Here is a 26,897-nt window from a genome sequence, read left to right on the forward strand (position 1 = left end):
TCGATGCTCATAATCACTGCATCGCGTGCACTTGCGCTCGATGATTGCGTATACGAAGCTGTCGATCACGCAACTGAAGTCGGTCATGTCCAAGCCATCGCCCCGTTCCGATCGCGCCTACAGGGCGCTCCGCCAAGCTATCATCGAGCAGGCTCTCCTCCCGGGCGCGAAACTGCCCGAGGACGAGATCGGAGAGCATTTCGCCATGAGCCGAACGCTGGCCCGCTCGACGCTGGCGCGGCTCGCGGCGGAGGGGCTGGTCGACGCGCCGGTGAGGCGAACCGCCACTGTAGCGCGGCCGGGCCTGGAAGAGGCACGCGACGTCTTCGAGGTGCGCCGCGCGCTGGAGCGGGAGGCGGTGGCGCTGGTTGTCCGGCGATGGCGTCCGGACTTCGGGGCGGTGCTCGAGGGGCATGTGCGCGAGGAGGAAGCCGCAAGGGCGCGGCGTGACGACCGGGTGTCGATCCGTCTCGCGGGCGAGTTCCACACGCTGCTGGCCGGCCTGTCGGGAAACAAGGTGCTTGAGCGGGCTCTCGGGGAACTCGTCACCCGCTGCTCGCTGATCCTCGCCCTATACGGCCGCCCGCATTCATCCGAATGCGCCGTCAGCGAGCATTCCGAGATCATCGCCGCCCTGCGGCGCCAGGATATCGAGACCGCGGTTCGGCTGATGGACACGCATGTCGGCTCCGTCGAGCAGCGCGCGCTCCTGAATCAGTTGCAGGGCACCGAGGTGGCGCTCGGCACCATTCTGTCCCGCTACGGCGAAGACGATGGGGCGCTCAATGTGGTGGCGATGACGCCCAGCGGACGCAAGGCGAGAGGGGGGGCCGCATGAGCCACACCCACGCTCGTTTCGACTTCGACAGTCTGTCGGCGCGGGACCGCTACAAGCTGCTCATCGGCGTCGTCATTCCTCGACCCATCGCCTTCGTCACCACGGTCAACGAATACGGCCAGCCGAACGCGGCGCCCTTCAGCTTCTTCAACGTGCTGTCGGCCGATCCCGCCATCGTGGCGATCGGGGTCGAGAACCATCCCGACATGCGGTTCAAGGACACCGCCTACAATATCCGGGTGACCGAGGAATTCACGGTCAACATCGTCGACGACGCGCTCCTCGACGGCATGAACGTCTGCGCGGTGCCGTTTCCGCCCGACGTCGACGAACTCACCCGCGCCGGTCTCACGGCAGTCCCCGGTACTCATGTGCGATGCCCCCGTATCGGAGAAGCGCCTGCTTCGCTCGAATGCCGGCGCCACACGACACTGTCGCTGGGCAAGTCCCGCGATATCATCCTCGGCCAGGTGGTCGGCTGCTTCATCCGCGATGATGCCGTGGACCCGGTCCGCAAACACGTCGACCAGCACCGTATGGATGCCATCGGCCGGCTGGGTGGACACGGCTACGCGCGCACGCGCGACCAATTCGATCTGCCCACCCTGTCGGTGGCGGAGTGGGAGCGGCGCGAAGCCGAGGCGCGCACCGCTACTTGATCGCCGCTCCTCTGCAGGACCGGCCGAAATGAGAGGAGAACGGGGATGACGGGTCTTGCATTGACGCGCCGCGGCTTTCTTGGGGCCGCAGCCGGTTCGGCTCTGCTGGCGTCGGGTCGCCTTGTCGAGGCTGCTGAGGGGGTGACCATCGGCATGATCTATGTCGGTTCGAAGGACGACTTCGGTTGGAACCAGTCGCATGCGGTGGGAGCGAGGGCCTTGAAGGCTCTGCCCGGCGTCACGGTGCTCGAAGAGGAGCGCGTGCCGGAAACCGATGCCGTGACCAAGACCATGGCATCCATGATCAAGATCGACGGCGCCAAGCTCCTTTTCCCGACGTCCTTTGGGTATTTCGATCCCTTCATGATTGATGCGGCCAGGGCCAACCCCGACGTCGAGTTTCGTCACCCGACCTCGCTCTGGGACAAGAGCAAGCACCCGATGAACCTCGGCGGGTACTTCTGCTACCTCGACCAGGCGCATTACGTGAACGGGATCGCTGCCGGGCTTTCGACCAAGGCCGACAAGATCGGTTTCGTGGCGGCGAAACCGATTGCTCTCGTGTTGCGCAACATCAACGCCTTCACGCTCGGGGTGAAGCAGGTGAACCCGAAGGCGTCGGTCCATCTCGTCATGACTGGGGACTGGTCGTTGCCGGTCCGCGAGGCCGAAGCCACTAACGCGCTGATCGACTCGGGCTGCGACGTCATCGCCTGTCACGTCGACAGCCCCAAGATTTGCGTGCAAATCGCCGAGGTGCGCGGGGTCAAGACCTGCGGCCACAATGCCGACCTTTCGAGCCTCGCGCCGAAGGGCTTCATCACCGGCGCGGAACTCAAGTGGGGGACGGTCTATACTCAATATGCAGCCCTGATCGCCAAGGGACAGGCGTTGCCGAACGTGAACGACGGCGGCTACGACAATGACATGGTGCAAAGCTCGCCCTTCGGCGCCGGCGCTACTGAAGGCGCCAAAGCCGCCGCTACCAAGGCTATCGTGGCCGTAAAGGGCGGCGCACCGATCTTCATCGGACCGTTGAAGGACAATCGCGGCAACCAGGTCATCGCAGGCACCTTGGGCCTTTATGACCCTGCGCTCTGGAAGACCGACTTCCTGATCGAAGGTGTCGTTGGCTCCATCACGTGACCATGGGCGCGCCGCTGTCGCTGTAGGGCGTCAAGGAAATAGCACCGTAGGTTATCGGAGAAGGTCGGCGGCGGTCACGGGTGAATTACCAGGGGCGCCGGAACGGCCAACTCCCGAGAATGTAATACCTGCTGGCGGATGGTCCATGGTGGGCCATCTCGCTTCCCGACCCTTGTCCCTAAGAATGGTAAGGAGTTCGCCTCGTTCCAGACCCCAATGCGCGCCGTCGACCTTCGCTTACGCCCACATCACGACAGATGCGAGTCGATCTGCGCCGGGTGTGCCTACATCGAACTCATCATCAGCGAACGCCGGCTAACGTCAGGATGTGCTGGACGCGGCAGTCCGGAACCGAGCACTCACGGCGGAGAGACCGGCTTCGACAAATACGGCTGCTTCCGCGCAGGGTTATATGGCCAGGGCGCGACCGATGTGGGTCGACTCCGGCTGTTGCCCGCCGAACTGCAAGGCAGGGTGGCGGCGGACCGGCGGGTTCCATGCCGACATGACGATAGGTCGCTGTGTCCTCAGCCTCTCACGGGAGTAGACGGCATGATCGGCCGTGCGGTCGTCGTCAGCTATCGAGCGGTCCCGGCCGCCTCGGCCGCGCGCGCAAGCGCTACGACCCAGTCCTGATGGTAGCTGTACAGGCCGCCAGGGTGCTTGTGCCCGAGCTGCTCGAGGAACCAGGGGCCCTGCTGCGTTTCCTCGCTCAGCACATGGCACCCATCCGGCGTGGGCGTAATGACCCAGCCGTGAAAGGCGGTCGACCCTGTCTCGTCGCCGTCGACGGTCGTCGACCACGAGATCCTGCGGCCCGGCACGCACTCCGTAACGACGAGGTGCATGAGAAAGCCGATCGTCACCCGGGTCCATCGGGTTCCGAGCGCCAGTTCGGGCTCGCCGCTCAGGATCCTGACCTGATCCTCGGGAGGAAAGGTGCGCGACCAGTTCTCGGCATCGACCAGCAGCTTCCACACGACGTCCGCCGGCGCCTTCACGTCGATCTCGTTCAGCGCGTAGATCGGCGAGATGCGCGGATCGTACTGCGGCGGGTAGATCACATGGTTGAGCATGTCCGTTCTCCTGCTCTCGTGGGCTGACGACGGCGCGGGGGCGCCGGGGCGTTCGAACCCGATCGTGATCACGCCCGCGGTTCACGACCTGCGAGGTAGGACGCCGCCGTGGAACGCTCAGTGCGGGACGGCGCACAAGGGTTGTGCGAAAACGATCCGGCTGCGACGTTCGCCGCCCGTGGCATGGACGGGCGCGAGGCGCGGTGCGGGACAACGCATGATCGACTGGGACGATGTCCGCTACTTCCTGGCCGTCGCTCGCGGCGGTTCGGTCCGGTCGGCCGCCGAGCGCCTCGGCGTCAACCACGCGACCGTGCTCAGACGCGTTGCTCAACTGGAAAATCGACTGGGAGCGCGGTTATTCGACAGGCTTCCCTCCGGCTACCGCATTACCGGCGCAGGCCAGGAGGTGCTCGGACTCGCCGAGCAGATAGAGGCATCCTCCAACCAGCTGGAGGCGCGCATCATCGGCCGCGACCAGGGCGTGCGTGGGCTGTTGCGGGTCACCATGGCGCCAACGATCGCAACGCATCTCCTCATGCCGGACTTCGCCGCCTTCGCTCAGCTGCACCCCGAGGTGGAGATCAGCGTCCTGTCGCTCGACGAGCCGGTGAACCTCACCAACCGCGAGGCGGATGTCGCGATCCGGGTGGTCTACGATCGCAACACCCTGCCGCCCAACCTCCATGGGCTGCAGGGCCCGGAGCTGTACAGTGGCGTCTACGTGTCTCGCGACCTGCTGGCGGCTTGGCGGACGGGGGAATGCGAGCGCGTCCGCTGGATCGTCAAGGACAACGTCGGCCTGCACAACTGGGCGCATGGAGGGGAGATCCCGGCAGCGGAGGTCCCGTTCCGAACCACGAGTGCGGACGCCCAGATCGTCGCGGTGCGCAAGGCCATGGGCATGACGACGCTCCCTTGCTTCGTCGGTGATGCCGATCCGCTGCTGGCCCGGGTGCCCGGCACGAGGTTGCGCCCGCATGGCACGCTCTGGATACTCACGCAGGGCGAGACGCGCAAGACCAAGCGGGTGCGGCTCTTCACGGACTTCGTGTCGCGACGGCTGACCGCCTACGTGCCGTTGCTCGCGGGACGGATCGACCCCGTCGACTGATCGCCTCCGCCCTCGCGGACACTCCGGCACTGGTGCGAGATCGCACAACCGATGTGAGGAAATCCTCAGTCCCGTCCGATCTCCGTCAGGCCCACGTTGGATGCACCGCGAAGATCTGGTCGAGGCGCGGGGCGAGCGGGTCCGCCGCCGTCGGAGCGACGGCGGCCGGCACGTTCCGCCGGGTCGAACCGCCTGCCGACCTTCCAGCACGATGTCCGGAGGCGACATGTTCGAAGCGATCCACTGGCCGGAGGACATGACCCCCAGCCGCTCCCCCATCCATTTCACGAACGAACGCGAAGTCGCGGCGTCGCCCGCGACGGTCTGGTCGCTGCTCACCGACACCCGGGCTTGGCCGAGCTTCTACCCGGGGGTCGAACGGGTCCGACTGCTCGACAGCCACGACACGTTCCGGCGCGGCACACGGTTCGAAACCAACCTGGCCGGCCAGGACGTCGTCGGGTCGGTCGAGGAGTTCGAGCCCATGACGCGCATCGCCTGGGGCGGCGGCCCGAAGGCGTCGCCGGTCTCCCGCGCCTACCATGCCTGGATCATCACCCCCACGGCGACCGGCACTCACCTGTGGACGGAGGAGACCATGCAGGGCCCGCTCTGGATCGAACTCGCCAAGCCGGCGCCCGACATCTTCTGGCGCACGCACGAGACGCTGCTCGAGAACCTCGCCCGGGTCGCGATCGAGCGCGAGCGCGCCTGAGGCGACCCCATCGGGCCGTCGCGCGCCGCCGCCGTCAGCCCCAATCCCATCGACATCGGAGACCGTCATGACATACGCCATCATCGGCTTCGGCGCCGTCGGCCAGGCGCTCGCCGCGGCCTTCGCCCGAAAAAGCATCGACGTGGTCGTGGCGGGTCGGCGCCCGCCCGAAGCGCTGGCGCAGCAAGCGGCAGCGATCGGACCAAGGGTCACGCCGAAGCCTTTGGCGGAGGCGCTCGCGGCCGACACCGTCATCCTGGCCGTCCCGTTCTCGCAACATGGAGAGGTGGCGAAGGCGGCCGCGAGCTGGGGCGGCAAGCTCGTAATCGACGCGACCAACGCCTACGGCACGCCCCTCGAGGATTTCGACGGCCTCACCTCCTCGGCCGTCGTGGCGAAGGCCTTCGCGGGCGCCCGCTTCGTCAAGGGCTTCAATCATCTCCCCGCCGCTAAGCTGGCGGCGGACCCGCGCGTCGGAGGCGGCCGTCGGGTGATCTTCATCGCCGGCGACGATGAGGCCGCGCTGTTGCAGGCCAAGACCCTGATGGAGCGGCTCGGCTACGCGCCGGTCTCGCTCGGCAGTCTCGCCGAAGGCGCCGTCCTCACCCAGGCCCGGGGCAACGGCTGGTCTCCGCTGAACTTCCAGGACCTCGTCAAGATCGACAAACTCTGATGTCGTGAGCCGCGGCTCCGCAGTTCGCTCTCAACCGTCGAAAGGCTAGGCTGGTATGATCATCGATCTCAAGGGCCGCAAGGCGATCGTCACCGGATCGACCGCCGGGATCGGCCGCGCGACTGCGGAGGGGCTGGCACGGGCCGGTGCCGCGGTGGTCGTCAACGGGCGCGGCACCGCGCGCGTCGACGACGCGGTGCGGCAGATCCGGCAGGCGGTTCCCGGCAGCGACGTGTCCGGTGTCGCCGCGGACATGTCGATGGCGGAGGGCGTGGAGGCGTTGGTCGCGCAGGTGCCGGAGGCCGACATCCTCGTCAACAACGTGGGCATGGCCTACCTCCGGCCGTACGGTGGCATCGAGGACATCGCGAAGATCTCCGACGAAGACTGGCTCGGCCTGTTCCAGCTCAACGTGATGAGCGGCGTGCGCGCGAGCCGCCGTTATCTGCCTGGGATGGTGCGGCGGGGCTGGGGCCGCGTCGTGTTCGTCAGCAGCGAGTCGGCGGTCAACATCCCGAAGGAGATGCTCGACTACGGCATGACCAAAACGGCGCAGCTCGCCGTCTCGCGCGGCTTGGCCGAGGCGGTCGCGGGGACGGGCGTCACCGTCAACGCCGTCCTGCCCGGCCCGACCCGATCCGAGATCCTGGGCGACTTCATGGCGGAGCAGGCCAAGGCGCAGGGCATCACGCAGGACGAGGCCGAGCAGGCGTTCTTGAAGACGGCCCGGCCGACCAGCCTGCTCGGGCGGTTCGCGATGACCGTCGAGGTCGCCAACATGATCGTCTACGCCTGCTCGGAGCAGGCCTCCGCGACCAGCGGGGCGGCACTCCGCGTCGACGGCGGCGTGGTCCGGTTCGTGGCGTAGCGGCCTGCGACGCCGGTGGTGGCGGGAGACGACGGATGGCTGCGACCAATATCGAAAAGGCGACGGCGCTGCTGCGAGCCGTCGCATCCGGTGACGCGGATCTGGCGATCAGGCACGTGAGCCCCGACGGCTTCGTCCAGCACGATCCGTTGATCGCGGACGGGCCCGCCGGCCTGTGCGCGCAGGCGAGCCGGGCGACGGGCGACGACCGCCCGGACATCGTCAGAGTTCTGGAGGACGGCCCCTTCGTCGTGGTCCATGGCTGGACCGGCGTCGGCGACGAGGGCGAGGTGTTCTTCGCCGTGTTCCGGTTCGCGGATGGTCTCCTCGTCGAGCACTGGCGCTTCGCGGCACCCGTCGCTCCCCCGAACGCGAGTGGACACTCGCAGACCGACGGGCCGACCGAGTCCGACGGAAATCAGGACACGGACAGGACGAAGGCCCTCGTGCGGGACTATTACGAGACCGTGCACCTCGGCGGGCAACACGACCGGATCTATCGTTACATGGCGGACGGTAAGCAGATCCGCCACGAGCCTGGCGTCCGGGACGGGGTCGCGGCCTTCACGCTGGATTTGGCCGTACTGGTCCGGTCGAAGACGATTGACGCGATCGTATTGTTCGCGGGCCAGGGCGATCTCGTCTTCATCGCAGCCAGGGGAACACACGATGGCGAACCCTGCGCCTACATCGACCTCTACCGGGTCGCGGCCGGCAAGCTCGTCGAGCACTGGGGCTTCCCGCAAGCGATTCCGCCCCGTGAGGCATGGATGAATAGCAACGGCCTAATCTGAGCCACTATCACGCCGGCGCCGTCGCCAGCCCCATGACATGGCCGGGCCACGACCGGCTGCTTCGGAGGATGGGGAAAGCTCCCTTGTACGCCCGAGATGGGTCGACTCCGGCCGGACAGCGAGATTGGGTGGGAAGCGGAACGGCTGCTTTTGGACTCCGATGCCGGCAAGACGGACGTTCCGCAGAAAGCGATCGGAGGTCATATGAAGTACGCCGCCATGATCGAATACGGAACCGACAAAGATCGCCTGGAGGCCGTCCATCCTGCTCATCGGGCTCACCTCCACACCTTCCTCGAAAACGGTCAGCTGCGTGCGGCCGGGCCTTTTTCGGACGATGCCGGACCCGTGTGGGTGCTAGACGCCGATAGCGCCGAAGAAGCGGAACGGATCGTCGAGGGAGACCCGCTCCTCGAAGCCGAGGCGATCACGAGTTGGACCATACGTCCAACCGCTTATTGGTCAGCTCAAGACGCGAAAGGTGCGAAATAGGCGGGATTCGGTGGCGCCACGTAACCGGAAGCGAACCTTGTCGCATCACGCGACCTCGCCAAGGAGGGTTGCATGAGTTCTGGGCCGAACCGGCCCTGCGCCAACCCACCATCGGCGTCCTCGGCGACATGAGCAATCAGGCCACCGGCGAGTATTACCGGCTCATCAACGAGCGCTTGAACGCACGCTTGGGCGGCTGGGACAACGGCGAGATCGTCGTGGTTTCGGTCAACTTCGCCAAGATCCAGCACTTCGTGCGCCGTGACCTCCGGGACGAGGCGAGGATCTACCTCGCCGAGAAAGTGGATCGCCTGGAGCGGGCCGGGGCCGATGTTGTCGTGTGTCATCCCGCAAAGGGGCCCTCGCCGGTTCCATCAGCATCGCTCGTGGCAAGTGCGTTCAAGAGAGGATCATGCAGCCGCCATGGCTTGGCGCGCTATGCGAGTCGGCTTGCCGATGAGGTAACCCTGGATGACGTCACAGCCGAGCGAACGGAGGAGATCGAGTTGACCTTTCGTCTCGACACCTTCCGCAAGCGTCGATACGCCCAAATCCCGGCCGATCTGGATCACGCCCTTCAGGACCGCCATGGAAGACTGATCGGTCATCGCGTTCGCGACGAAGCTGCGATCGATCTTGATGCGGTCGAAGGGAAGCTGACGCAGGTGCGAAAGGGACGAGTAGCCCGTGCCGAAATCGTCCATCGCGACCTTCACGCCGAGCGTACGAATGGCCGTCAGAATTTCGCTGACCTTTTCGCCGCTTTCGATCAGAGCGGTCTCGGTAACCTCGATCTCCAACCTGTCAGCGGGAAGACCGCTCGTCGTCAGCGCAGAAATGAGGTGCTCCAAGAGGCGCGGTGACCGCAACTGGACAGAAGACACGTTGACGGCGACGTGGCGGTCATCGATCCATGTCGCTGCCTCGCGGCAGGCTTCCTCCAACACCCACCGTCCGATGGCGAGGATCTGGTCGGATTGCTCGGCCACCGGAATAAAGCTCGCCGGGGGAACCAAGCCGCGAACCGGATGATCCCATCTTATGAGCGCCTCATAGCCGATGATCCGGTCATCGCAGAGCGTCATGACGGGCTGATAGGCGAGATGGAACTCTCTGCGACCCATGGCGATCCGCATGTCGCTCTCGAGACTGTGCCGCTCCGCGACGGCCTCCTTCATCCCGACCTGGTAGCAGGATGTCTGCCCACCCCCGTTCCGCTTGGCCTCGTAGAGAGCGATATCGGATAGCTGCACCAGTTCCATGACGCTGGCCGCATCGTCGGTGCAGCAGAGGCCGATGCTGCAGCCGATGCGCACCGTGGCCCGACCGAGGTCGAAGGGCTCGTTGAAGGACATGGTGATCTGATGAGACACGTCCAGGGCGCGATCCAAGTCGCCTTCCACCAGCGTCGCCAGCTCGTCACCACCGAGCCTGGCGACGAAACCCTTCTGGCCGACGACGGCGCGAAGCCGATCAGCGACCTGCACGAGCAACAAGTCACCGACAGGATGACCAAATGTGTCGTTCACGGCTTTGAATCGGTCCAGGTCGATCAGCAGCAGCTTGAAACGACGCTTGGGCCAGAAACCCTCTTCCATTCTCTCGATGAGGGCACGCCTGTTCGGCAGCTTCGTCAAGGCATCGTGCGTGGCGTCGTGGCGAAGCTTCGCCTCGGAGCGCGATCTTTCGAAGACACGGCCGAGTTGAACCCCGATCTGCGTCAGCACTGCGAGGAGCACCTGGTTCGGCTTCATGATGGTGAGCTGGAAAACCTCCATGACGGCCACGACGTCGCTGCCGACCACGATCGGGATCGCGAAACCGGCGTGCAGACCGCAATCTCGAGCGGCCCGAGCACGCAGAAAGCTCGCATCGGTGGCAACATCATCCATCCAAAAGGCCGATCGAGATTGGAGCACCCTGCCAGGCAGTCCAATTCCGGGGGCGAAGGTCAGGCTTTTCCCGGCGTCCAGGAAGTCCGAAAAATTCTGGGTGTCGTCGGTGTCCCAAATGCCCGCCGGATGCAGGTCAGCCTCGTCACTGCGGAGCCAAAACACGTTGGCGAGCGCGGCGGCACAATGAGTGCGGACGGCCTTGAGGGTGAATCGAAATGCTTCCTCGACCGAATTCGACAGATTGGCCTGGGTCGCGACACGTTCGAGCAGGCGGAGATGTTCCTGCTTGTCGTAAAGCTCCCGCAGACCATGCTCGGCAATTTCCTCGGCCTTGAGCCGGGCTTGCCGCTCACGCGCAAGCCGCTTGGTGAGCCGTTGAAGCTGGAGCGTCAGATCTTCAGCCGACGAGCTTTCGCTCACTGATGCCACTTGACCTCCATCAAGCACCGATCTGCTCCATGGTTCATGCAACTGAGATGGTGGATATCGACCTCTTCGCAAAATAGCTTGGAGGCGCCTTTGATGAATCCGTGGGCTAGATCGCACATCTTGCGCGATGATTGATACGACATCAATGTCGCCCCTTCCTCTCCCGTCTTGAAGTGAAAGTATGGACATGCCGCTCCGGCATACAGCTTGCGGACTTCCGGATGAATGATACTGTTGACACTGAGGACAAAATTTTTCGCCGATGGGTGGCCCACGAAGAGCGCGCCGTACCTCTCTTTGAGGATCGGCATAGCCTTCTCGCCGAACCAACGTAAGACCTCGGATGGTGACAGACTCAGCTTAGTGGCCGCTACAGCCACCAGCTGCACGATCTCGTCGTCGGAGTAGTTGCCGAGTGAAGTATAAGCGCCAGACACGTCCGCCTCGTCCACCAAGTCGTCCCAGACCTCCGGGCCGAACGAACGTGTGACGGCTTCCTCCAAAAGGTTGAATACGACGCCTTTCACGAATGCTCCAAGCAGCGGCGCTAGGAATCGATCAGCGCCTATCTTGTCGATCGTGCCGAAAACAACTGAACTGTTCGTTACGAGGTGAGTGCGAAGGAGCTGGTACGGACGTATCCGAATTGCCGTTTAAGCGTCTGCCACCAAGGCAACGCCCCGACATCCGACACTCCGGTCAAAGGGCACACGGGGTTCGTCAGTGACGGATGCAACACATGGCCGCCTTCGGGCGCGTGCGAAATGCCCCGCTACGCCCGGGTTGGGTCGAGTCCGACCTTTCACGCGTCATCACATGTCGGGGTTCGTCAGGTGTAGGGAAGGCATCAGGGAGCCTTCCCTCCGGCCTGGCTGGCACGGACAGTAGACGACAGGCAGCGATTCCCTGGTTGCCAAACCTTACCCAGGAACGCCTTCAACCTTCGGGGTCCTCTCCCGTCGGAACGAGGACGCGCAGTTCGGCCGTGACGTCCCTGAGACTCGTGGTCTTGCCCATGATCCGGTCGGCGTCGTGCAGGCGCCTGCGGTCCGCCGCCGAGATGTCGCGGGCGCTGAAGACGATGACGGGGATGTCGGCGCAGCCGGGCTTCTCGCGCAGGCTGTGGAGGAACGCGAAGCCGTCCATCAACGGCATGTTGAGGTCGAGCAGAATGGCGCGGGGCGGCCCGTGCAGGACCTTGATCAACGCGTCCTGGCCGTTGACGGCCTCCACCACGCTCCAGCCCTGCCGTTCCAACGTCGTGCGCAACCGCTCCCGCACGCTCGGGTCGTCATCGACGACCAGGACGTCGCCCTCGGCATCGCGGAACCGCTCCATCACGCTCTTCAACTTGTCCCAGCGTACCGGCTTATCGACGTGATCGGCGGCCCCGAGCGTGGCGCTGAGGCCATTGTCGTTGTTGAAGGTCACCATGATGACGGGGATCTTCGCCAGTTCCGGATCGGCCTTCAGCGCCGTCAACACCGCCCATCCGTCGACGTGGGGCATCATCACGTCCAGGGTGATGGCGCGTGGCTTCACCATGCGGGCGATCTCAAGCCCGCTTTGGCCGTTGGACGCCGTGCGCACGTTGAAGTCTTGGCGCTCCAGGAACTTCACCATCAGCTCCAGTTGGGCCGGGTCGTCGTCGATCACCAGAACGGTCTGGCGGTCCTCCTGGTGCTCACGGCCGGGGACGGCCGAGCCGTCCTCGTAAGTCTGCTGCTCCGGCATGTAAGCCGGCAGGCGGAGGGTGAAGGTCGTGCCCTCGCCGTAGGTGCTCTCGACCGTGATATCGCCGCCGAGCAGCCGGCTGAAGGCTTTGGTGATGGCGAGCCCCAGCCCGGTGCCGCCGAACTTGCGGGTCGTCGTTTCGTCGGCCTGGGCGAAGCGCTGGAACAGGCGGCCGAGCTGTTCTTCCGTCATTCCGATGCCGGTGTCGACGACTCGGAACACCAGCACCGTGGCGTCCATCTCGCCCTCGCGGCGCACCTGCAGCGTCACGCGGCCGTTCTCTGTGAACTTCGAGGCGTTGCTCAGCAGGTTGAAGAGGCACTGCCGGAGCTTCACTACGTCGGTGTGCATGGCGCCGGCGCCGGGGGCCACGTCCACCACCAGCACATTGCCTTTCTGGGCGACGAGGGCGCCCACGGTACCGGCGGCCTCCTCGACCAGCGTGGCGACCTGAACGTCCTCGGCGAAGGTGTCCATGCGGTTCGCCTCGATCTTGCTGAGGTCGAGCACGTCGTTGATGAGGCTGAGAAGGTGGCGGGCATTCGACTTGATCTTGCCAAGGTCGGTCAGCAGGCCCGTCTCGCCCAGGTCCTCGACCTCCTCTTCCATCATCTCGCTGTAGCCGATGACGGCCGAGAGCGGCGTGCGCAGCTCGTGGCTCATGTTGGCCAGGAAGGAACTCTTCGCCTGGTTGGCCGACTCAGCGGCATCCTTCGCGGCCGACAGCATCAGCTCGGCTTCCCGGCGGTCGGAAATGTCGGTGTGCGACGCCACCCATTCCCGGATGGTTCCGTCGTCCTCGATGACCGGAGCGGCGCTCAGGGCCATGTAGCGCCACTCTCCGTCGTGGCGGCGGATGCGGTGCTCCAGAGCGATGGGTTGAAGCGTGGCCACTGCGGCGCGCCATGCGGCGCGGGTGTCCTCGACGTCGTCGGGATGAACGCAGGCGAGGCGCCCCCAGCCCATGGCCTCCTCCGCGGTCTGGCCGGTGAAGCGGTTCCAGTTCGGTTGCGCCCTGGCGAAGGCGCCAGTGGCGTCCGCGGTCCAGATGATGGCGGCGCTGGCCTGCACCAGGGTGCGGAAGCGCTCCTCCCCTTCCTTGGTCGAGCGCTCGGCGCGTTTGCGCCCCGTGACGTCGGCGATCACCATGCCGACCCCGTCGTTCGCCTCCCCTCTATCGGTGCGGCCAAGGGGGTAGAAGCTGGCCTGGAAGTGCCGCGTCTGGTCCTGACGCAGGTTGCTGGCCGCTTCGACTTCGACGTTGGCCAAGGACCGGCCGCCTTCCACCACTTGGCCGAGTTTGGCTTCCAGTGTGTCACGCAACTGCGGGATGACCTCCCAGATGCTCATGCCCGGGGTGGCGCTCAGTGCGCGTTCGCTCATCTTGGCGAGCGCGCCGTTGATGTGCCGGATGCGCAGCGAACGGTCGAGAAAGCCGAGGCCGATGGGGGCGTTCTCCAGCACGCCTTCGAGCAGCGCCTGGCCGGCGCGGTGCTCGCGGCGTCGCTGGACCGCGACGGACCCGAGCCCGGCAAACGCCAGCAGGAGGCCGACCGCCGAGGCGACGCGCAGCAGGTCGTCCGTGTCTCGGCCACGCTGCGCGGACGCGATGCGCTCGTCGGCGGCCTTCTGCAGGGCTGCGACTTGGAGGCGGACGCGGTCCATCAACGACTTGCCCACGCCCGCCTGGATGTGGGCGGCGCCGGCCGCCGGTCCATCTATTCGGTAGGCGTCGATGCCCTGCGCAGCCTCGAACGATCGATTCCGGACGAGATCAGACAACGGCTGTGCGCCGACGCCGTCGAGCGCCGACACGGTCGCGAGGTCCGCCGGCACGGCGGCGAGACCGGAACGGTAGGGTTCCAGGTACTCGTCTTTGCCGGTGATGATGAAGCCGCGCTGGCCCGTCTCGACGTCCTTCAACGAGGACAGGAGGCGTTCCGTAGCGATGATGAGCCTATTGTCATGACGCGTGGACGCATCGAATTGTCGGTCGCGCAGGTATCCCCAGGCCGCGATTGCGAGCGATGCGATGAGCACGCCTCCGGCGAGCCACGACGTCGCCCGCAGTCGATCCCACGAGCCCGCATCCTTTGTGTCTCGAACCCTGGCCGCGTCGGGCATTGGACCCTGCCTCTGCTGCGTCGCCGGTCAGCGGGCGACGGCAGGGACCTTAGCAGCATCCTCCCCGCGCTTGCGGGATTTCAGCTTCGTCGGCTCAGTGTCGAACTGGCGGGCGTTCGGTCCGCAGATCCTGTCGGTCTCAAAATCGGCGGACAGGGATCTGGCCATCGGCGTCATCCTTCTCGTCTCATCGCTGCGGGTCGCGGCACGTCGACGACGGCCGGGGCCCCTTGAGGTGGCACACCGACGGCAGGACCTCAATCCGCCTCTTCGTGCATGGTGCTGCATCTCCGGCGGGGCGTGCCGGGCCGGTTTGCCCGAGGGCGACGGAACAGGGACCGTGGGACCTTTCATCCTCCAACGGGTTTCGCCCAGGTGCGAGACGGCTGCATCGGCGCAGCCCTGGGCATCGATCATGGAGCCACCAGGATGTCGAACATCGACGTAGCCCAATGGCTGGAGCAGTGGGTGGAATCGAATCTGGGTGACCATGCCCACGTCGGTTCGAAGGCGGAGATGCACGACCAGGCCAAGGCCTGCGTGGAGGAGGCCTTGGCGGCCGGCATCTCGGTCGCCGAAGTGAAGGACGCCGCAGGTGGCGATCTGGAGGCCTACTTCGTCGAACGTCAGAACAGGGCAGCGGATCGCGGTGAAGGACGTCTGGACACGACGGGGATCCTCGGCTCGCCAGCGGTCGTCCCCTCCCAGCCTGACGAGGTCATATCGGTCTGCGAAGAGCGGCTCGAAGTCGGAAAGCGCGAGGTCAGCCACGGCAAACTTCGCGTGCAGAGCCATGTCGTCGAAACTGCAGTCGACGAGCGGGTGAGCCTCCGGAGCGAGACCGTCCAGGTCGACCGCCGCCCGGTGGACCGTGCCGTGGATGTGGCCGAAGACCCGTTTCGAGATCGCTCCATCGAGCTTGAGGAGTTCACCGAGGAGGCGGTCGTGTCCAAGCAGGCGCGTGTCGTCGAGGAAATCTACTTGCGCAAGGAGGTCCACGACCGGACGGAGACGATCCGCGACACCGTGCGGCATACCGAGGTGGAGATCGAGGACGGACGCGTCTCAGCGGACGTCGGTGGCGTGCTTGGGGTCAGGGAGGGGAGCGACAACGGTCGCATCGTGGAGCACATGGAGGTGTTCGCCTCCGACGGCACCAAGGTCGGCACAGTGGATCACATGGAAGGGTCCGACCGCATCAAGCTCGCCAAGAGTACCTCTCCCGATGGTGAGCACCACTTCGTGCCCCTCACGTGGGTGGACCACGTCGACCGGCACGTGCACCTGAACAAGACCGTGTCGGAGATGAAGGCGGGTTGACCGACCTCCCCGGCATCCGGCGAAGGTGACTACCCCTCGTCACCTTCCATTGGATCACCGCTATGGGGTGGTCCCGAGAGCCCTCCCGTTCTACAGCGAGGTTCGCGGAGGCCACCGTCGCCCGAGGTCGCCGTTGACCGCTGGCGATGTCGACGCTCTCGATGCCCTCGATCGCCCCCGACGGCGAGCCTCGTTTCCGAGCGACACCCAGGCGGGCGCGTGGTCGCTCGCGCCCGCTTCCCGCCTCACGTCGCGGCTCACCCCGGCGTCGACTAGGCGCGTCGCCAGATCGGGGCTGAGGAGGAGGTGGTCGAGCCGCATGCCCTTGTCGTTGGGCCATCGCTGGTGGAGGTAGGCCCAGAAGGTCCAGAGGGGGCCTTCGGGCTGAAGCCGCCGGAGGGCGTCCGTCCAACCCTGGTCCATGAGCCGCACGAACGCAGACCGGCTCCGCGGGTGCAGCAGGGCGTTCTCCCTCTCGTGGTGCCCGGGGTAGATGTTGGCCTCGGTCGGGACGACGTTGTAGTCGCCTGCGAGGACGACGGGCACGCCGGCCGCCATCAGTTCCGCCGCATGGGCGATCAGACGCTCTAGCCAAGCGAGCTTGTAGTCGAACTTGGGCCCGGGTCGGGGATTGCCGTTGGGCAGGTAGAGCGAGGCGATGATGACGCCATTGACGGCGGCTTCGATGTAGCGCACCTGCGCGTCGTCGGGATCGCCGGGCAGCGCGCGGCGGGTCAGGACCGGGGTGGCGCCACGGGCCAGGATGGCGACGCCGTTCCAGCTCCTCTGTCCCTGCCACACGGCGCCATAGCCGGCAGCCTCCAGCGCCGTGAGCGGGACGATACACTGGTCGGCCTTCAGCTCCTGCAGGCAGACGACGTCGGGCCGCTCGGCTTCCAGCCATCGCAGTAGGTTCGGCAGCCGCGCGTTGACGCCGTTGACGTTGAACGTCGCGATCCTCATCGCAGGCGGCCCCTGACCGGACCGAGCCTCTCGATCGCCTCGGCGAGGGGCCGTTCGCCGTCGCTGTAGTCCGTCCAGGCCCTGAGCTTGCGAACCAGCGAGGGGACGGTCCGGACCGTGTACCGGGCCGGGTCGAGGCCCCTGTTGACCTGGTTCCAGGTGATCGGCATGGACACCGGCGCGCCCGGGCGTCCCCGTGGCGAGAGCGGCGCGACGGCGGTCGCCGTGCGGTCGTTGCGCAGGTAGTCGAGGAAGATGCGCCCGGTGCGCTCCTTCTTGGCCATGGTGGTCAGGAAGCGCGTCGGGGCGTCCGCCGCCATGACCCTGCAAACGTCCCGTGCGAAGGTCTTGGCCGTCGGCCAGTCGACGCCCTCTGCCAACACCGGGGTGACGACGTGCAAGCCCTTGCCGCCCGTGGTCTTGCAGAAGCTGACGAGCCCCAGGAGATCCAGGAGGTCGCGAAGCTCCTTGGCGGCCGTGACCACCTCGGTGAAGTCCACGTCCGGCGCGGGGTCGAGGTCGAACACCAGTCGACCTGGCCGCTCGGGTTCGAACGGCTGGCAATTCCAGGGATGCAGTTCGACGGCACCGACCTGGGCTACCGCGATCAGCGCCTCGACGCTGTCGAGTTCGATGTACGGCTCGCGTTCGCCTGGGATGATCACCTCGGTGATCAGGGAAGATTGGTTCTGGCCGGTGTGGCGCTGGAAGAACTTCTGGTGCCCGTCGATGCCGTCCGGCATGCGGACGATGGAGCAGGGCCGGCCCTCGACGTGGCGCATCAACCAGCCGCCGACCGCCTCGTAGTAGCGGGCGAGATCGAGCTTGGTGACGGGCTCGCCGTCGTCGGCGTCCGGCCAGAGCGGCTTGTCGGCATGGGTGACGTTGACGCCCATCACGGGCACGGAACCGCGCGGCATCACGACCCTGGCACGCACCGTGGTCGCTGCCGGCTCGCGAGGCCCGGGGTCCGCGTCCGGCGCCGGTCGCTCCGCCTCGAACTCCTGGGCAGGCTTGTCCTCCCGCAGGCCCTTGAAGGAGGCCTGACGCGTCATGCCATCGGCGGTGAAGCCGGCGTGGTGGATTTCGGCAACCAGATCCGGCCGCACCCAGTGCACGCCGGCCGCCTTCTTCGGCGCGCCCCGGCCCGTGAATGGGCTGTGCTCGGCCTCGACCGCACTCAGTCGCGGCAAGATCACCTCGACGACGTCGCGTCCGAACCCGGTGCCGATGCGGCCGACGTAGACCAGGTCGCCATCGCGGTAGACCCCGGCGAGCAGCGAGCGGAACTCCTTGCCCGTGGTGGTCCAGCCGCCGATCACCACCTCCTGGCCCTCCCGGGTCTTCGACTTGCCCCAGCTCTCGCTCCGCCCGGATCGATAGGGCGCGTCGAGCCGCTTCGAGATGATGCCCTCGAGACCCATGCGGCTGACCGACTCGAGCATCTCCTCTCCTGACGTGGCGAAGTGCTCGACGAAGCGGACGTTGGCCCGCGCACCCTCGACCAACGTGTGCAGCCTGCCCTTCCGCTCCGAGAGCGGGAGGGAGCGCAGATCGGTCTTGCCGGCGAAGAGCAGGTCGAACACGAAATAGGTGAGGTCTGCCGTCCTGCCGTCCGAGATGGCCGCCTGCAGGGCCGAGAAGCTCGGTGCGCCCATGCCGTCCAAGGCCACGACCTCGCCGTCGATGATGCCGTCCGGAAGGTCCGCACCCGAGGCGACGATTTCCGGGAACTTGGCGGACCAGTCCAGGCCCTTCCGGGTCAGGAGGACGGCCTTGCCCCGCTGGACGCGCAACTGCATGCGGTAGCCGTCGAACTTGATCTCGTGCGCCCAACGCGGCCCCGACGGCGGCTTCGCCAGCGACTGGGCCAACTGCGGCTCGACGAAGTCCGGGAGACTCTCCACGTTCGGAGCGTCCGCGGTCGCCGCTTTCTTCGTCACGGCCCCCGCGGTCGTCGACGCAACGAGGGCGATCCCTTGCCCATCGTCGCTCCGCCACTCGGTATCGGCGGCCGAGCCCCCGGCGGTCATGAAGGGCTTGGGGGCCTCACCGGCACCCGCAGTGACCTCGGCCATGGTGCGGCCGGACGCGACCGACCGGTCATCATCCGACGGGCCGGTGAGGTTTCCGTCCACCGCGCCCTCGTCGCGGTGCTTGATGAGGAGCCAGGCTTTTCCGGGCTTGTCGCCGCCCTTGCCCTTCATGCGCACGAGCACCCATGAGCCATGCATCCGCTCGCCCTCCATGACGAACTTCAGCTCCCCCTTCCCGAGTGCCGTCCCAACGTCCTCGAAGCCCGGCTCGGGCGCCCAAAAGCCACGATCCCACACCATGACCGTGCCGCCGCCATATTGACCCTTGGGGATCGTGCCCTCGAAGTCGCCGTAGTCGAGGGGGTGGTCCTCGACCTCCATGGCCATGCGACGGTCCTTGGGATCGAGCGAGGGCGCCTTGGGGACGGCCCACGACCGGAAGGTGCCCTCGAACTCCAGCCGCAGGTCGAAGTGCAGGTGACTGGCCGCGTGCTTCTGGATCACGAAGCGGAGCGCCTCGGACGGAACCACCTTGGCGTCCTTCCCCGACGGCTCGCTCGTCCGGGAGAAGTCCCGCATGCTCTGGTAGGACTGAAGCTTCGTCACGGCCACCATCGCTTCGACCCAGGGTCACGAGGCTCAACGGGTGCGCGGGCTGGCGCTGTATGAGCATGGCCGGGGCATGGTGAATCTTTTCTATGCGCGGAGGCGTTGTCGATCGCAGGGAGACGCAGCCGGCCAAGCGGCGTAGGTTGGCACCACGACCTCCGGGGCTGGCGGGCGGTACCCGAGCGATGCATGGGGCCTGATTGCATTGTAATGACGACGCCAGCTCTCGATGATGATCTCGGCTTCCCGGAGCGAATAGAAGATCTCTCCGTTGAGCAGCTCATCTCGAAAGCGGACGTTGAAGCTTTCGACATAGCCGTTCTCCCAAGGTGAACCGGGCGCGATGTAGGCAGTTCTAGCTCCGACGGCTAAGATCCACTCCTGCACAGCCTTGGCGATGAACTCCGGGCCATTATCGGAGCGAACATGCTCCGGCACGCCGCGCAGGACGAACAGGTCGGACAAGACGTCGATCACGTCGATCGACTTCAGCTTGCGGCTGACCCGGATGGCCAGGCACTCGTGGGTGAACTCATCGACGACGTTGAGGGTGCGGAACTTGCGGCCATCGTGGGTCCGCTCCTCGACGAAGTCGTAGGCCCACACGTGATCCCGGCGCTCGGGCCGAAGCCGTATGCAGGAGCCGTCCCCGAGCCACAGCCGCCCGCGTTTCGGCTGCCGGGCCGGCACCTTCAGCCCTTCCTGGCGCCAGATCCGCTCGACGCGCTTGTCGTTGACCACCCAGCCGGCGTCCCGCAGCAGTGCGCTGATCTTACGATATCCGTATCGGCCGTACTGACGTGCAAGCTCGATCAGGTCGGCCGTCAGGTTCTCTTCGTCATCGCGGCCCCGCGGCGCCTTGCGTTGCGTCGACCGGTGCTGACCGAGCGCCCGGCAGGCGCGGCGCTCGGAAATGTTCAGCACGTCACGAACATGGTCGATACAGACGCGTCGGCGCGCGGGGCTCAGAAGTTTCCCCGGGACGCCTCCTGCAAGATCAGCTTGTCGAGCGTGAGGTCCGTGATCGCCTTGCGCAGCCGGCTGTTCTCAGTTTCCAGGGCCTTCATCCGCTTGACCTGGTCCGACTTAAGGCCACCGTACTCCTGGCGCCAACGATAATACGTGACCTCCGTCACTCCGATACTGCGGATCGCGTCCGCCACGTTCGACCCTTGTGACACCAGCACGTCGACCTGACGCAGCTTGGTGATGATCTCCTCGGGTTTATGCCGCTTCGCCATATCGTCCGTCCTCCAGGGCTCGAAACCCATACCTCAGGGCGGACCACTTCAAAGGGGGAGGATCAGAGGCGCTCTCCCGCTCAGCTGTGACCTACCGTCAGGCTGCCGGTGTGGGGATGGCTTCTCGGCTCTCCGGGTCGTGCGGAGTTTCATCCTTCGCCCGCGCGACCCATAGTGCCTCGACGGCTTCGAGCGTGAGGCCCCGGGTTTCGGGTACCAGAGCGCGGGCGAACAGCAGCGCTCCGAACGTCAGGGCGGCGTAGATGAAGAACACCGCCGGACGTCCTACGAGATCGACTAGGTCGAGGAAGGTGAGCGCGACCACGAGGTTCGACAGCCAGTTGGCGATGGTGGCGGCCGACATGCCGCGCCCGCGGATCGCCAGGGGGAAAATCTCCGAGATCAGCAGCCAGAACACCGGCCCCAGCCCGACGGCGAAGAATCCGACGTAGGCGGCTAGGCTGCCGGCCGTCAGCCAGCCCAGAAGCGGGCCGCTGCCCATCATGAAGGCCGTCGCGAGGGCGCAGAGGCTGACACCCATACCGGCGAGCCCGGTGAGAAGCAGCATACGGCGGCCGACCCGGTCGACCAACCAAATCGCCACCGCGGTCATGACCACATTGACGACGCCGACCCCGGCCGTCGCCAGGATGGCGGCCGAGGCCGACGAGAGCCCGGACGCCTGGAAGATCGTCGGGGCGAAATAGATAACCGTGTTAATTCCCGTGACCTGCTGGAAGACCGCGAGGCCGATTCCCACGATCAGCGGCAGCCGTGCTGCCCGGTGGCCGAGGCGGCTCTCGGGGCGTGTTTGAGCCTTTGAGCCGAGGTCGGCCCGCAACGCCTTCATCTCCGGTTCGATGTCGACGCCGCGGCCACGCAGCCGGATCAGCGCGGCGCGCGCCCGGTCGACATGCCCGTGCTCGGCAAGCCAGCGCGGGGTCTCGGGCAGCAGAAGCATGCCGCCTGCCAGGACGACGCCCGGGACGGCGCCGAGGCCCAGCATCCAGCGCCACGACGCGCTCGACGCGAGAGCGTAGCCGATGAGGTAGGATCCCAGGATGCCGAAGGTGACGGCGAGCTGGTTGAAGGACACGAGTGCTCCGCGTTCCCGCGCCGGGGCGATCTCGGCGAGGTAGAGCGGCGTCAACATCGAGGCGCCACCGATACCAATACCGACGAGGAGGCGACCGGCGAGCAGCACCGCGAGATCCCCGGCCAGCGCGGAGACGACCGCGCCGGCGACGAAGACGGCGGCGGTCCCAATCAGCGTCGGACGACGCCCGAACCGGTCTGCCAGCAGACCCGCCACTGACGCTCCGCCGGCGGCGCCTGCGAGAGCGATGCCCGTCACGACGCCGAGCATCGTGGGAGACAGGTGAAACGCTTCGCGCAGGAACAGAAGGGCACCGGAGATCACGCCGGTGTCATAGCCGAATAGAAGCCCGCCGAGGGCGGCCGTGAGTGCGATGACGACGACGTGCATGTGGCTTTGCCCGATCGAGGATGAATCTGGAGATTTCACCTGCTGCGGCATCGCAACAGCCGACATTGTTCTATCTCGAGAGACGATGCGGGATCTCGGAACGACAGGTGCTCGGCCCGGCCGAAAGCCCCGATGCCGGAGGTCGCGTCAGCCCAAAAGCGGGTCGGTTCGTCATGGGCATCCCCGGATCGAAGTCGTCCGGACGGCAAGGTCAGACGCGGCTGGAGGCTCGGGCTCTCCCATGACGACATCAAGCGCCGCCTCGGAGAGACTCGGCCCAGGCTGTCATCGACCGCCGGGCGACACGATCCCCGTTTCCACGCGTGACCTCGAAGTTCGTTGTCCCGCCGGCCAGTGCGAAGCGGATGTCGAAAACCTGTGATCCAACACGAAGATCTCGGACGGTGAGGTCCGGCATCCAATCGGGGAGGGCCGGATCGACGTATAGCCGGTTGTTCGGGGCATCGGGCTGGAATCCCAGCATCGCCTGCAGGAGCGAGAATATCGAGCCGGCGGCCCAGCCTTGCGGAACGTTGGCACCGAGATATTGGATCGGGAAGTTCGAGCTGTCACGCTGTGTGCCGGCGTAGAGTTCGGGCATCTGGTCCAGGGCGAAATAACCTGCCGCCCCGGTGATCGCCTCGGCGACCCGGCACGTCTCGTCGTGGAACCCGTAGCGCTTGAAGCCTTGCGCGATGAAACCGTTGTCATGCGGCCAGACGGCGCCCGTCTGGTAATTGTATGGGTTGAAGTTCTTGTGGTCGGCCGACAGCGTCCGGATGCCCCAGCCACTCCACATGTCCGGCTTCATCAGGCGATCGGCCACCCGCCGTGCGCGGTCCGGCGGCACGATCCCCGACCAGAGGCATTGTCCGGGGTTCGAGGCGATCGAGAGGACGGGCTTTTTATCGCCATCCAGCGCGTAAGCGTAGAAACCTTCGGACTCACTCCAGAAAGCCTCGTTGAAGCGGGTGTAGAGGGCCGCCGCCTTGTGCCGAAGCTCGATCGCCCGCTTACCCTTTCCCAAGGCGTCATAGATCTGCGCCATGCGAAGCCAAGCATCGTAGACGTAGCCCTGCAGCTCACAAAGCGCCTTCGGACCTTTCACCAGCGCGCCATCGACGGTCATCACAGCATCGCCCGAGTCCTTCCAGCCCTGGTTCGCGTAGCCGACGGGCGAACGGGTCTCGTATTCCTGGAAGCCATCCCCGTCACGATCGCCGAAATCGTCGATCCAGGCGAGGCAGCGCTCAGCCGTATCCAGGTGCCTGGTCAGCAAGGAGCGGTCCCCGGTGCTCATCCAGGCCGAATGGAGGGTGATGAGGTAGAGCGGCGTCGCATCCGCCGTGCCATAATAGGGTGTGTGCGGGATGAGCTTGAAATGCGCCAGTTCTCCGCGGCGCAACTCATGGTGAATTTTGCCCGGTTCCGCATCCCGGTAGTCGTCCCGCTCGGTCGCCTGCCAGCGCGCCAAGACTAGCAGGGCGCCGAGCGCGAATTCTGGATGCACAATGGCGTTCTGCAGCGAGATGATGAGGCTGTCGCGGCCGAACAGGGCGACGAACCAAGGCAGGCCTGCGGCCGGCACGAAGGCCATGTGGTCGGTGCCCTCGATCGGCAGACGCAGTGCCGACATGTCATCGATGGCCTGCGCGAAAGCGTCGGCATAGACGGTATTGGACGTCTCGACTTTGAGGACGCTCGCCTGCCACAGCTTCTGGGCCTGGGCTGCCTCGGACTCCATGTAGTCGGCCACACTGCACAGAGGGGGAGTGCTCCATTCGTCGCCGTCAGCGAAGGCATAGAGAAGGCTGGTATGCCAAGAATCGCCCGGCTCGAGCCCGACGACGAAGCTCAGGCGCCCGTTGGCATAGACCATGGGTGAGTGCTGGTCGCCGGCCACGACCCTGATCGCGCGACGGAAATCGGCGTGGTTGTACGTCGTGGTCAATTCCTGCCGCTCGGCAGACCAGTTCGTCCTGATCTCGCCTTTGCGGGTGACCGCCTTGTCCTTGATTTCAAAAAGGTCGGCAAAATCGCTGCGGATCGCGAGTTCGAGGTTGAGACAGATGGGATCGGGGCTGTAATTCGTGATGTCGATGTCTTCGTGCATCCCGCCGTCGATATGGCGGCCGAAGACGAGAACCAGGGTTCGCTCCGGAACCATGCCGGCCGCCGTTCTGATGAGTGGGTTCGTACAATAAATCCGAGCCGCAGAGGCGGACAGCGCCCCACCATTGAGTAAGGTCCACGGAACGCCATCGGCAAAGAGTGCGTATGAGCTGATGAGGCGGGTATCCAGGAAGTACAACCCCCTATCGCCCTCCTGCAGAATTTGTCCATCTGGATCGCTCACCATGATGGTGTAGCCCTGATGGACGGCGAGCTGCGGTGGGCCGACCTTAACCTCAAGCGCCATGGCGATGACCTATCGATGCTGGAGAAGAATTCTCGCCCCGTTTGAACGAGACGCGACACGTCGACCTGTGTCGACCGACATCCTCCATGTCACTGTGACTTTTGGACGGTCAGGGCCGGCGATGATTTCTGAGCGGACGTGTTGCCGTAGAATGCGCCGGAGGCGGCCCCGAATGCCAGGACGGTCCAGATCACAGCGATCAGTGTCCAACCCTTGAGGGGTATCTTGCCCAACAGCACGCCGGGCGTGCCCGATGTCGCCTGCTGGCCGGGCGGCAAACCGGCGGCGCCCCTCGCGAGCCCGGCCCTGGCGGGAAGCAGCGCGACGAGGGTCGCAGCCACTCGGTGTGCATCGCCCGGGCTTTCCGGCGCGAGCGGGGTTCTCGCGATACACCCAGCCAGCCACTCGGCTGCAGTCTTTTCCGGTAGGTTCGCCAATCGCCGCGCCTCGGACCATGGATCGGAACCAAGGCGAGCTAGCAACGACAGGACGGTCAGGGCCGATCCGTTCGGCTCCGTGCCGATCCCAGCGAACAGGAACGGGTTAAGATCCGATGTCTGTACGACCAAACCGTCTTGAGACTTCATAGCGCTGTCCTCTCTGATCGCATGATCCGGCGATAGGTGATTATCGAAAGCTTTCACGATTTTTTGCTCGACGTGTCCGCTGGAGGAAATGTACGACGATAATTCGTCGGAGCAGCCTCCCATGTGTTCCTGAGCGGGCGGCACCATCAGAATGCGAAGGGAACTGTTGCCGCTATACAGACGATCGTTGTCCTGTCCTGAATGATATCCAGCGAACGCCAAGCCTTAGATATCAGGTCATGCACCGGCGACAGTGTAGCTGGTCCGCGGCGAGTCCGTCGCCATTTTGTGAGAAACCAGATGATCGGGCCATTCCCATGGCGCTCATCATGCTCGTCACATCTTCGTGCGGAAATACAACGCATCCTGATCAGTTCGGCGCCACTGCTGCTCATGTGTGCCCCCTCCCTGTTCCTAGAGTCGGTAGGCGCGTGCCGCAAAATCCTCTTCTCGACCCCTGTCCATTCTGGTCCCCATCAAGCACGCGTGGCGCCCAGTGTCGTTGGACAGGCCCGTCAGGACACGCCATAACGGGCCGAATATGTAGACGCTGCCAGCGATCGCGCGAGGACGCGTCGGTCAGGGTTTGACAGGTGACGGCGCTGCCGCGGTGCTTGGTGCCGTCGTCCCAGGCGAGGACATCGGGGCTTTCTGTGGGATTTCGGTCACCTCAGTGAATGAATCAGGGCCGATGACCATCGCGACAGGTTCGCCCTGCTTGTTTTTTCCACGGACATAGAACGATGACGGCGTAACAATCACGTCGGTGAAGCCGGCCTTGGTCATTTGGGACTGGATCTGCTGCCGCATGTTCATGTGCGACATGTCGGCCTGATCGTCCGCGTTCATCGCCCTGCTGTTCTCAATGATGGGACCAGAGTCGGGCGTATCGGCCGTTGCAGCCCATAAAGGCACGACGCCCGCCATCATCATTGATGCCGCCGCAAATCCTAGAAGTGCTATTTTGAAGAGAGACTCCATCGTTTTGCCATCGCTAACAGAGAAACTGCCGAGCCGGCGTTTAGTTCTCGCTAATAATAAGGTATTTGTAAATTACAAAAAATAAAATTTGCGACAAATAACTGCTGTCCTAGTGCTCTGAACCAATCGGATAATTCACTGCGTCCCTGGGATGTGCGAGTCTGGTCGGCATGTCCCAGACCGTGTCCCTTGTGCTGACGGCGCAGACCCGAGAGGCCCTGCGCCGGATCGTCGATGATCGCCGGCGCCCTCTCGCCCACATTCTCCGCGCCCGGATCGTGCTGCTGTCGGACGAGCGCCTGCCTGTGCTGGAGGTGGCCCGCCAAGCTGGCGTCGGCCGTCCGACAGTGTGGCGCTGGCAGCAGCGCTTTGCCGAAGAGGGCCTCGACGGCCTGCTGCGCGACAAGACACGCCCGCCAGGCAAACCCGCCACGCCGCAGGACGAGGTGCAGGCCGTGCTGGAGCGCACGCTCACGGACGAGCCGCCGGGCGAAGCCACGCACTGGACGGGACGCGCCATGGCGGCCCTGTGCGGGCTCTCGCTGACGACGGTGCAGCGGATCTGGCGCTCGCACCATCTCCAGCCCCACCGCGTGCGGACCTTCAAGCGCTCGACCGACCTGTCAGGCGCCACGGTAAACCCATCCGGCGGCGCCACGAGGAACCCATCCCCCCTGCGTAGCAGGGAGTGCAGCGAT

At 65.4% G+C, this 26,897-nt stretch carries 23 protein-coding genes and 1 pseudogene; 12 read left to right on the plus strand and 12 right to left on the minus strand.

The window, feature by feature from the left end:
* Window positions 1-40 precede the first annotated feature (40 nt).
* Genes D3272_RS24445 through D3272_RS24455 form a run of 3 tightly spaced genes read left to right on the plus strand, consistent with a single transcriptional unit; the run spans window position 41 to window position 2,643 of the window.
* On the plus strand, window positions 41-838 hold the full coding sequence (locus D3272_RS24445; protein ID WP_245496767.1) for a GntR family transcriptional regulator: 798 nt from the start codon (window positions 41-43) through the stop codon (window positions 836-838).
* Complete coding sequence (locus D3272_RS24450) at window positions 835-1,497, plus strand: flavin reductase family protein (RefSeq protein ID WP_129221850.1); 663 nt, start codon at window positions 835-837, stop codon at window positions 1,495-1,497. The genes D3272_RS24445 and D3272_RS24450 overlap by 4 nt, the downstream gene beginning before the upstream one ends.
* Before the next feature lie 45 nt (window positions 1,498-1,542).
* On the plus strand, window positions 1,543-2,643 hold the full coding sequence (locus D3272_RS24455; RefSeq protein WP_129221851.1) for a BMP family ABC transporter substrate-binding protein: 1,101 nt from the start codon (window positions 1,543-1,545) through the stop codon (window positions 2,641-2,643).
* Window positions 2,644-3,221: 578 nt separating this feature from the next.
* Here D3272_RS24455 and D3272_RS24460 read toward each other — a convergent pair.
* Window positions 3,222-3,719, minus strand: coding sequence for an SRPBCC family protein (locus D3272_RS24460; protein WP_129221852.1), 498 nt, complete (start codon window positions 3,717-3,719; stop codon window positions 3,222-3,224).
* A gap of 217 nt (window positions 3,720-3,936) precedes the next feature.
* Between D3272_RS24460 and D3272_RS24465 the strand changes: the two genes are divergently transcribed.
* The 6 genes from D3272_RS24465 (at window position 3,937) to D3272_RS24490 (ending at window position 8,375) form a co-directional block, all read left to right on the plus strand.
* On the plus strand, window positions 3,937-4,833 hold the full coding sequence (locus D3272_RS24465) for a LysR family transcriptional regulator (protein WP_129221853.1): 897 nt from the start codon (window positions 3,937-3,939) through the stop codon (window positions 4,831-4,833).
* A gap of 226 nt (window positions 4,834-5,059) precedes the next feature.
* On the plus strand, window positions 5,060-5,548 hold the full coding sequence (locus D3272_RS24470; RefSeq protein ID WP_129221854.1) for an SRPBCC domain-containing protein: 489 nt from the start codon (window positions 5,060-5,062) through the stop codon (window positions 5,546-5,548).
* A 67-nt stretch (window positions 5,549-5,615) separates the two neighbouring features.
* Entirely contained in the window at window positions 5,616-6,221 is a 606-nt protein-coding gene (locus D3272_RS24475) for an NADPH-dependent F420 reductase (protein ID WP_129221855.1), read from the plus strand.
* Window positions 6,222-6,276: 55 nt separating this feature from the next.
* Window positions 6,277-7,089 (plus strand): SDR family NAD(P)-dependent oxidoreductase, encoded by an 813-nt coding sequence (locus D3272_RS24480; RefSeq protein ID WP_129221856.1) that lies wholly within the window; start codon window positions 6,277-6,279, stop codon window positions 7,087-7,089.
* Window positions 7,090-7,124: 35 nt separating this feature from the next.
* Entirely contained in the window at window positions 7,125-7,883 is a 759-nt protein-coding gene (locus tag D3272_RS24485; RefSeq protein ID WP_129221857.1) for a nuclear transport factor 2 family protein, read from the plus strand.
* A gap of 204 nt (window positions 7,884-8,087) precedes the next feature.
* Window positions 8,088-8,375, plus strand: a complete 288-nt coding sequence (locus D3272_RS24490; protein ID WP_165361514.1) for a YciI family protein — start codon at window positions 8,088-8,090, stop codon at window positions 8,373-8,375.
* A gap of 410 nt (window positions 8,376-8,785) precedes the next feature.
* On the opposite strand, the gene D3272_RS24500 is transcribed toward D3272_RS24490, so the two are convergent.
* The 4 genes from D3272_RS24500 to D3272_RS27545 all read right to left on the minus strand — a co-directional run bounded on the left by D3272_RS24500 (window position 8,786) and on the right by D3272_RS27545 (window position 14,725).
* Window positions 8,786-10,699, minus strand: coding sequence for a putative bifunctional diguanylate cyclase/phosphodiesterase (locus tag D3272_RS24500; protein ID WP_245496768.1), 1,914 nt, complete (start codon window positions 10,697-10,699; stop codon window positions 8,786-8,788).
* Window positions 10,687-11,226 carry a heme NO-binding domain-containing protein gene (locus D3272_RS24505; protein WP_129221859.1) on the minus strand — a complete coding sequence of 180 codons (540 nt, stop codon included), beginning with the start codon at window positions 11,224-11,226 and terminating at the stop codon, window positions 10,687-10,689. The genes D3272_RS24500 and D3272_RS24505 overlap by 13 nt, the downstream gene beginning before the upstream one ends.
* A gap of 409 nt (window positions 11,227-11,635) precedes the next feature.
* Complete coding sequence (locus tag D3272_RS24510) at window positions 11,636-14,557, minus strand: response regulator (RefSeq protein WP_129221860.1); 2,922 nt, start codon at window positions 14,555-14,557, stop codon at window positions 11,636-11,638.
* Window positions 14,558-14,584: 27 nt separating this feature from the next.
* Complete coding sequence (locus tag D3272_RS27545) at window positions 14,585-14,725, minus strand: hypothetical protein (protein ID WP_165361515.1); 141 nt, start codon at window positions 14,723-14,725, stop codon at window positions 14,585-14,587.
* Window positions 14,726-15,073: 348 nt separating this feature from the next.
* Here D3272_RS27545 and D3272_RS28145 point away from each other — a divergent pair.
* A pseudogene (locus D3272_RS28145) lies at window positions 15,074-15,595 on the plus strand (YsnF/AvaK domain-containing protein); the annotation flags it as partial.
* Between the two features lie 93 nt (window positions 15,596-15,688).
* Window positions 15,689-15,877, plus strand: coding sequence for a DUF2171 domain-containing protein (locus D3272_RS24520; protein WP_129221871.1), 189 nt, complete (start codon window positions 15,689-15,691; stop codon window positions 15,875-15,877).
* 90 nt (window positions 15,878-15,967) lie between these two features.
* On the opposite strand, the gene D3272_RS24525 is transcribed toward D3272_RS24520, so the two are convergent.
* The 7 genes from D3272_RS24525 to D3272_RS24555 form a co-directional block, all read right to left on the minus strand.
* The gene (locus D3272_RS24525) at window positions 15,968-16,840 is read right to left on the minus strand and encodes an exodeoxyribonuclease III (RefSeq protein ID WP_129221861.1); all 873 of its coding nucleotides are present in this window, start codon (window positions 16,838-16,840) and stop codon (window positions 15,968-15,970) included.
* Window positions 16,837-19,488, minus strand: coding sequence for a DNA ligase D (gene ligD, locus D3272_RS24530; protein WP_129221872.1), 2,652 nt, complete (start codon window positions 19,486-19,488; stop codon window positions 16,837-16,839). The genes D3272_RS24525 and ligD overlap by 4 nt, the downstream gene beginning before the upstream one ends.
* Before the next feature lie 84 nt (window positions 19,489-19,572).
* Window positions 19,573-20,726, minus strand: a protein-coding gene (locus tag D3272_RS24535; RefSeq protein ID WP_129221862.1) for an IS3 family transposase whose coding sequence is annotated in 2 segments (ribosomal slippage) — window positions 19,573-20,465 and window positions 20,465-20,726 — 1,155 coding nt in all. Because the reading frame shifts where the segments join, the coding sequence is not laid out codon by codon here.
* A gap of 97 nt (window positions 20,727-20,823) precedes the next feature.
* Window positions 20,824-22,278, minus strand: a complete 1,455-nt coding sequence (locus tag D3272_RS24540) for a sugar porter family MFS transporter (RefSeq protein ID WP_245496769.1) — start codon at window positions 22,276-22,278, stop codon at window positions 20,824-20,826.
* A gap of 184 nt (window positions 22,279-22,462) precedes the next feature.
* On the minus strand, window positions 22,463-24,631 hold the full coding sequence (locus tag D3272_RS24545; RefSeq protein ID WP_129221863.1) for an amylo-alpha-1,6-glucosidase: 2,169 nt from the start codon (window positions 24,629-24,631) through the stop codon (window positions 22,463-22,465).
* Between the two features lie 89 nt (window positions 24,632-24,720).
* Window positions 24,721-25,440, minus strand: a complete 720-nt coding sequence (locus tag D3272_RS24550) for a hypothetical protein (RefSeq protein WP_129221864.1) — start codon at window positions 25,438-25,440, stop codon at window positions 24,721-24,723.
* 357 nt (window positions 25,441-25,797) lie between these two features.
* On the minus strand, window positions 25,798-26,199 hold the full coding sequence (locus D3272_RS24555; RefSeq protein WP_129221865.1) for a hypothetical protein: 402 nt from the start codon (window positions 26,197-26,199) through the stop codon (window positions 25,798-25,800).
* A 170-nt stretch (window positions 26,200-26,369) separates the two neighbouring features.
* Here D3272_RS24555 and D3272_RS24560 point away from each other — a divergent pair.
* On the plus strand, window positions 26,370-26,897 hold a 528-nt coding region (locus tag D3272_RS24560; RefSeq protein WP_245496771.1), incomplete at its 3' end, for a helix-turn-helix domain-containing protein.

The sequence above is a fragment of the Lichenibacterium ramalinae genome, assembly GCF_004137085.1.
Lineage (GTDB): Bacteria > Pseudomonadota > Alphaproteobacteria > Rhizobiales > Beijerinckiaceae > Lichenihabitans > Lichenihabitans ramalinae.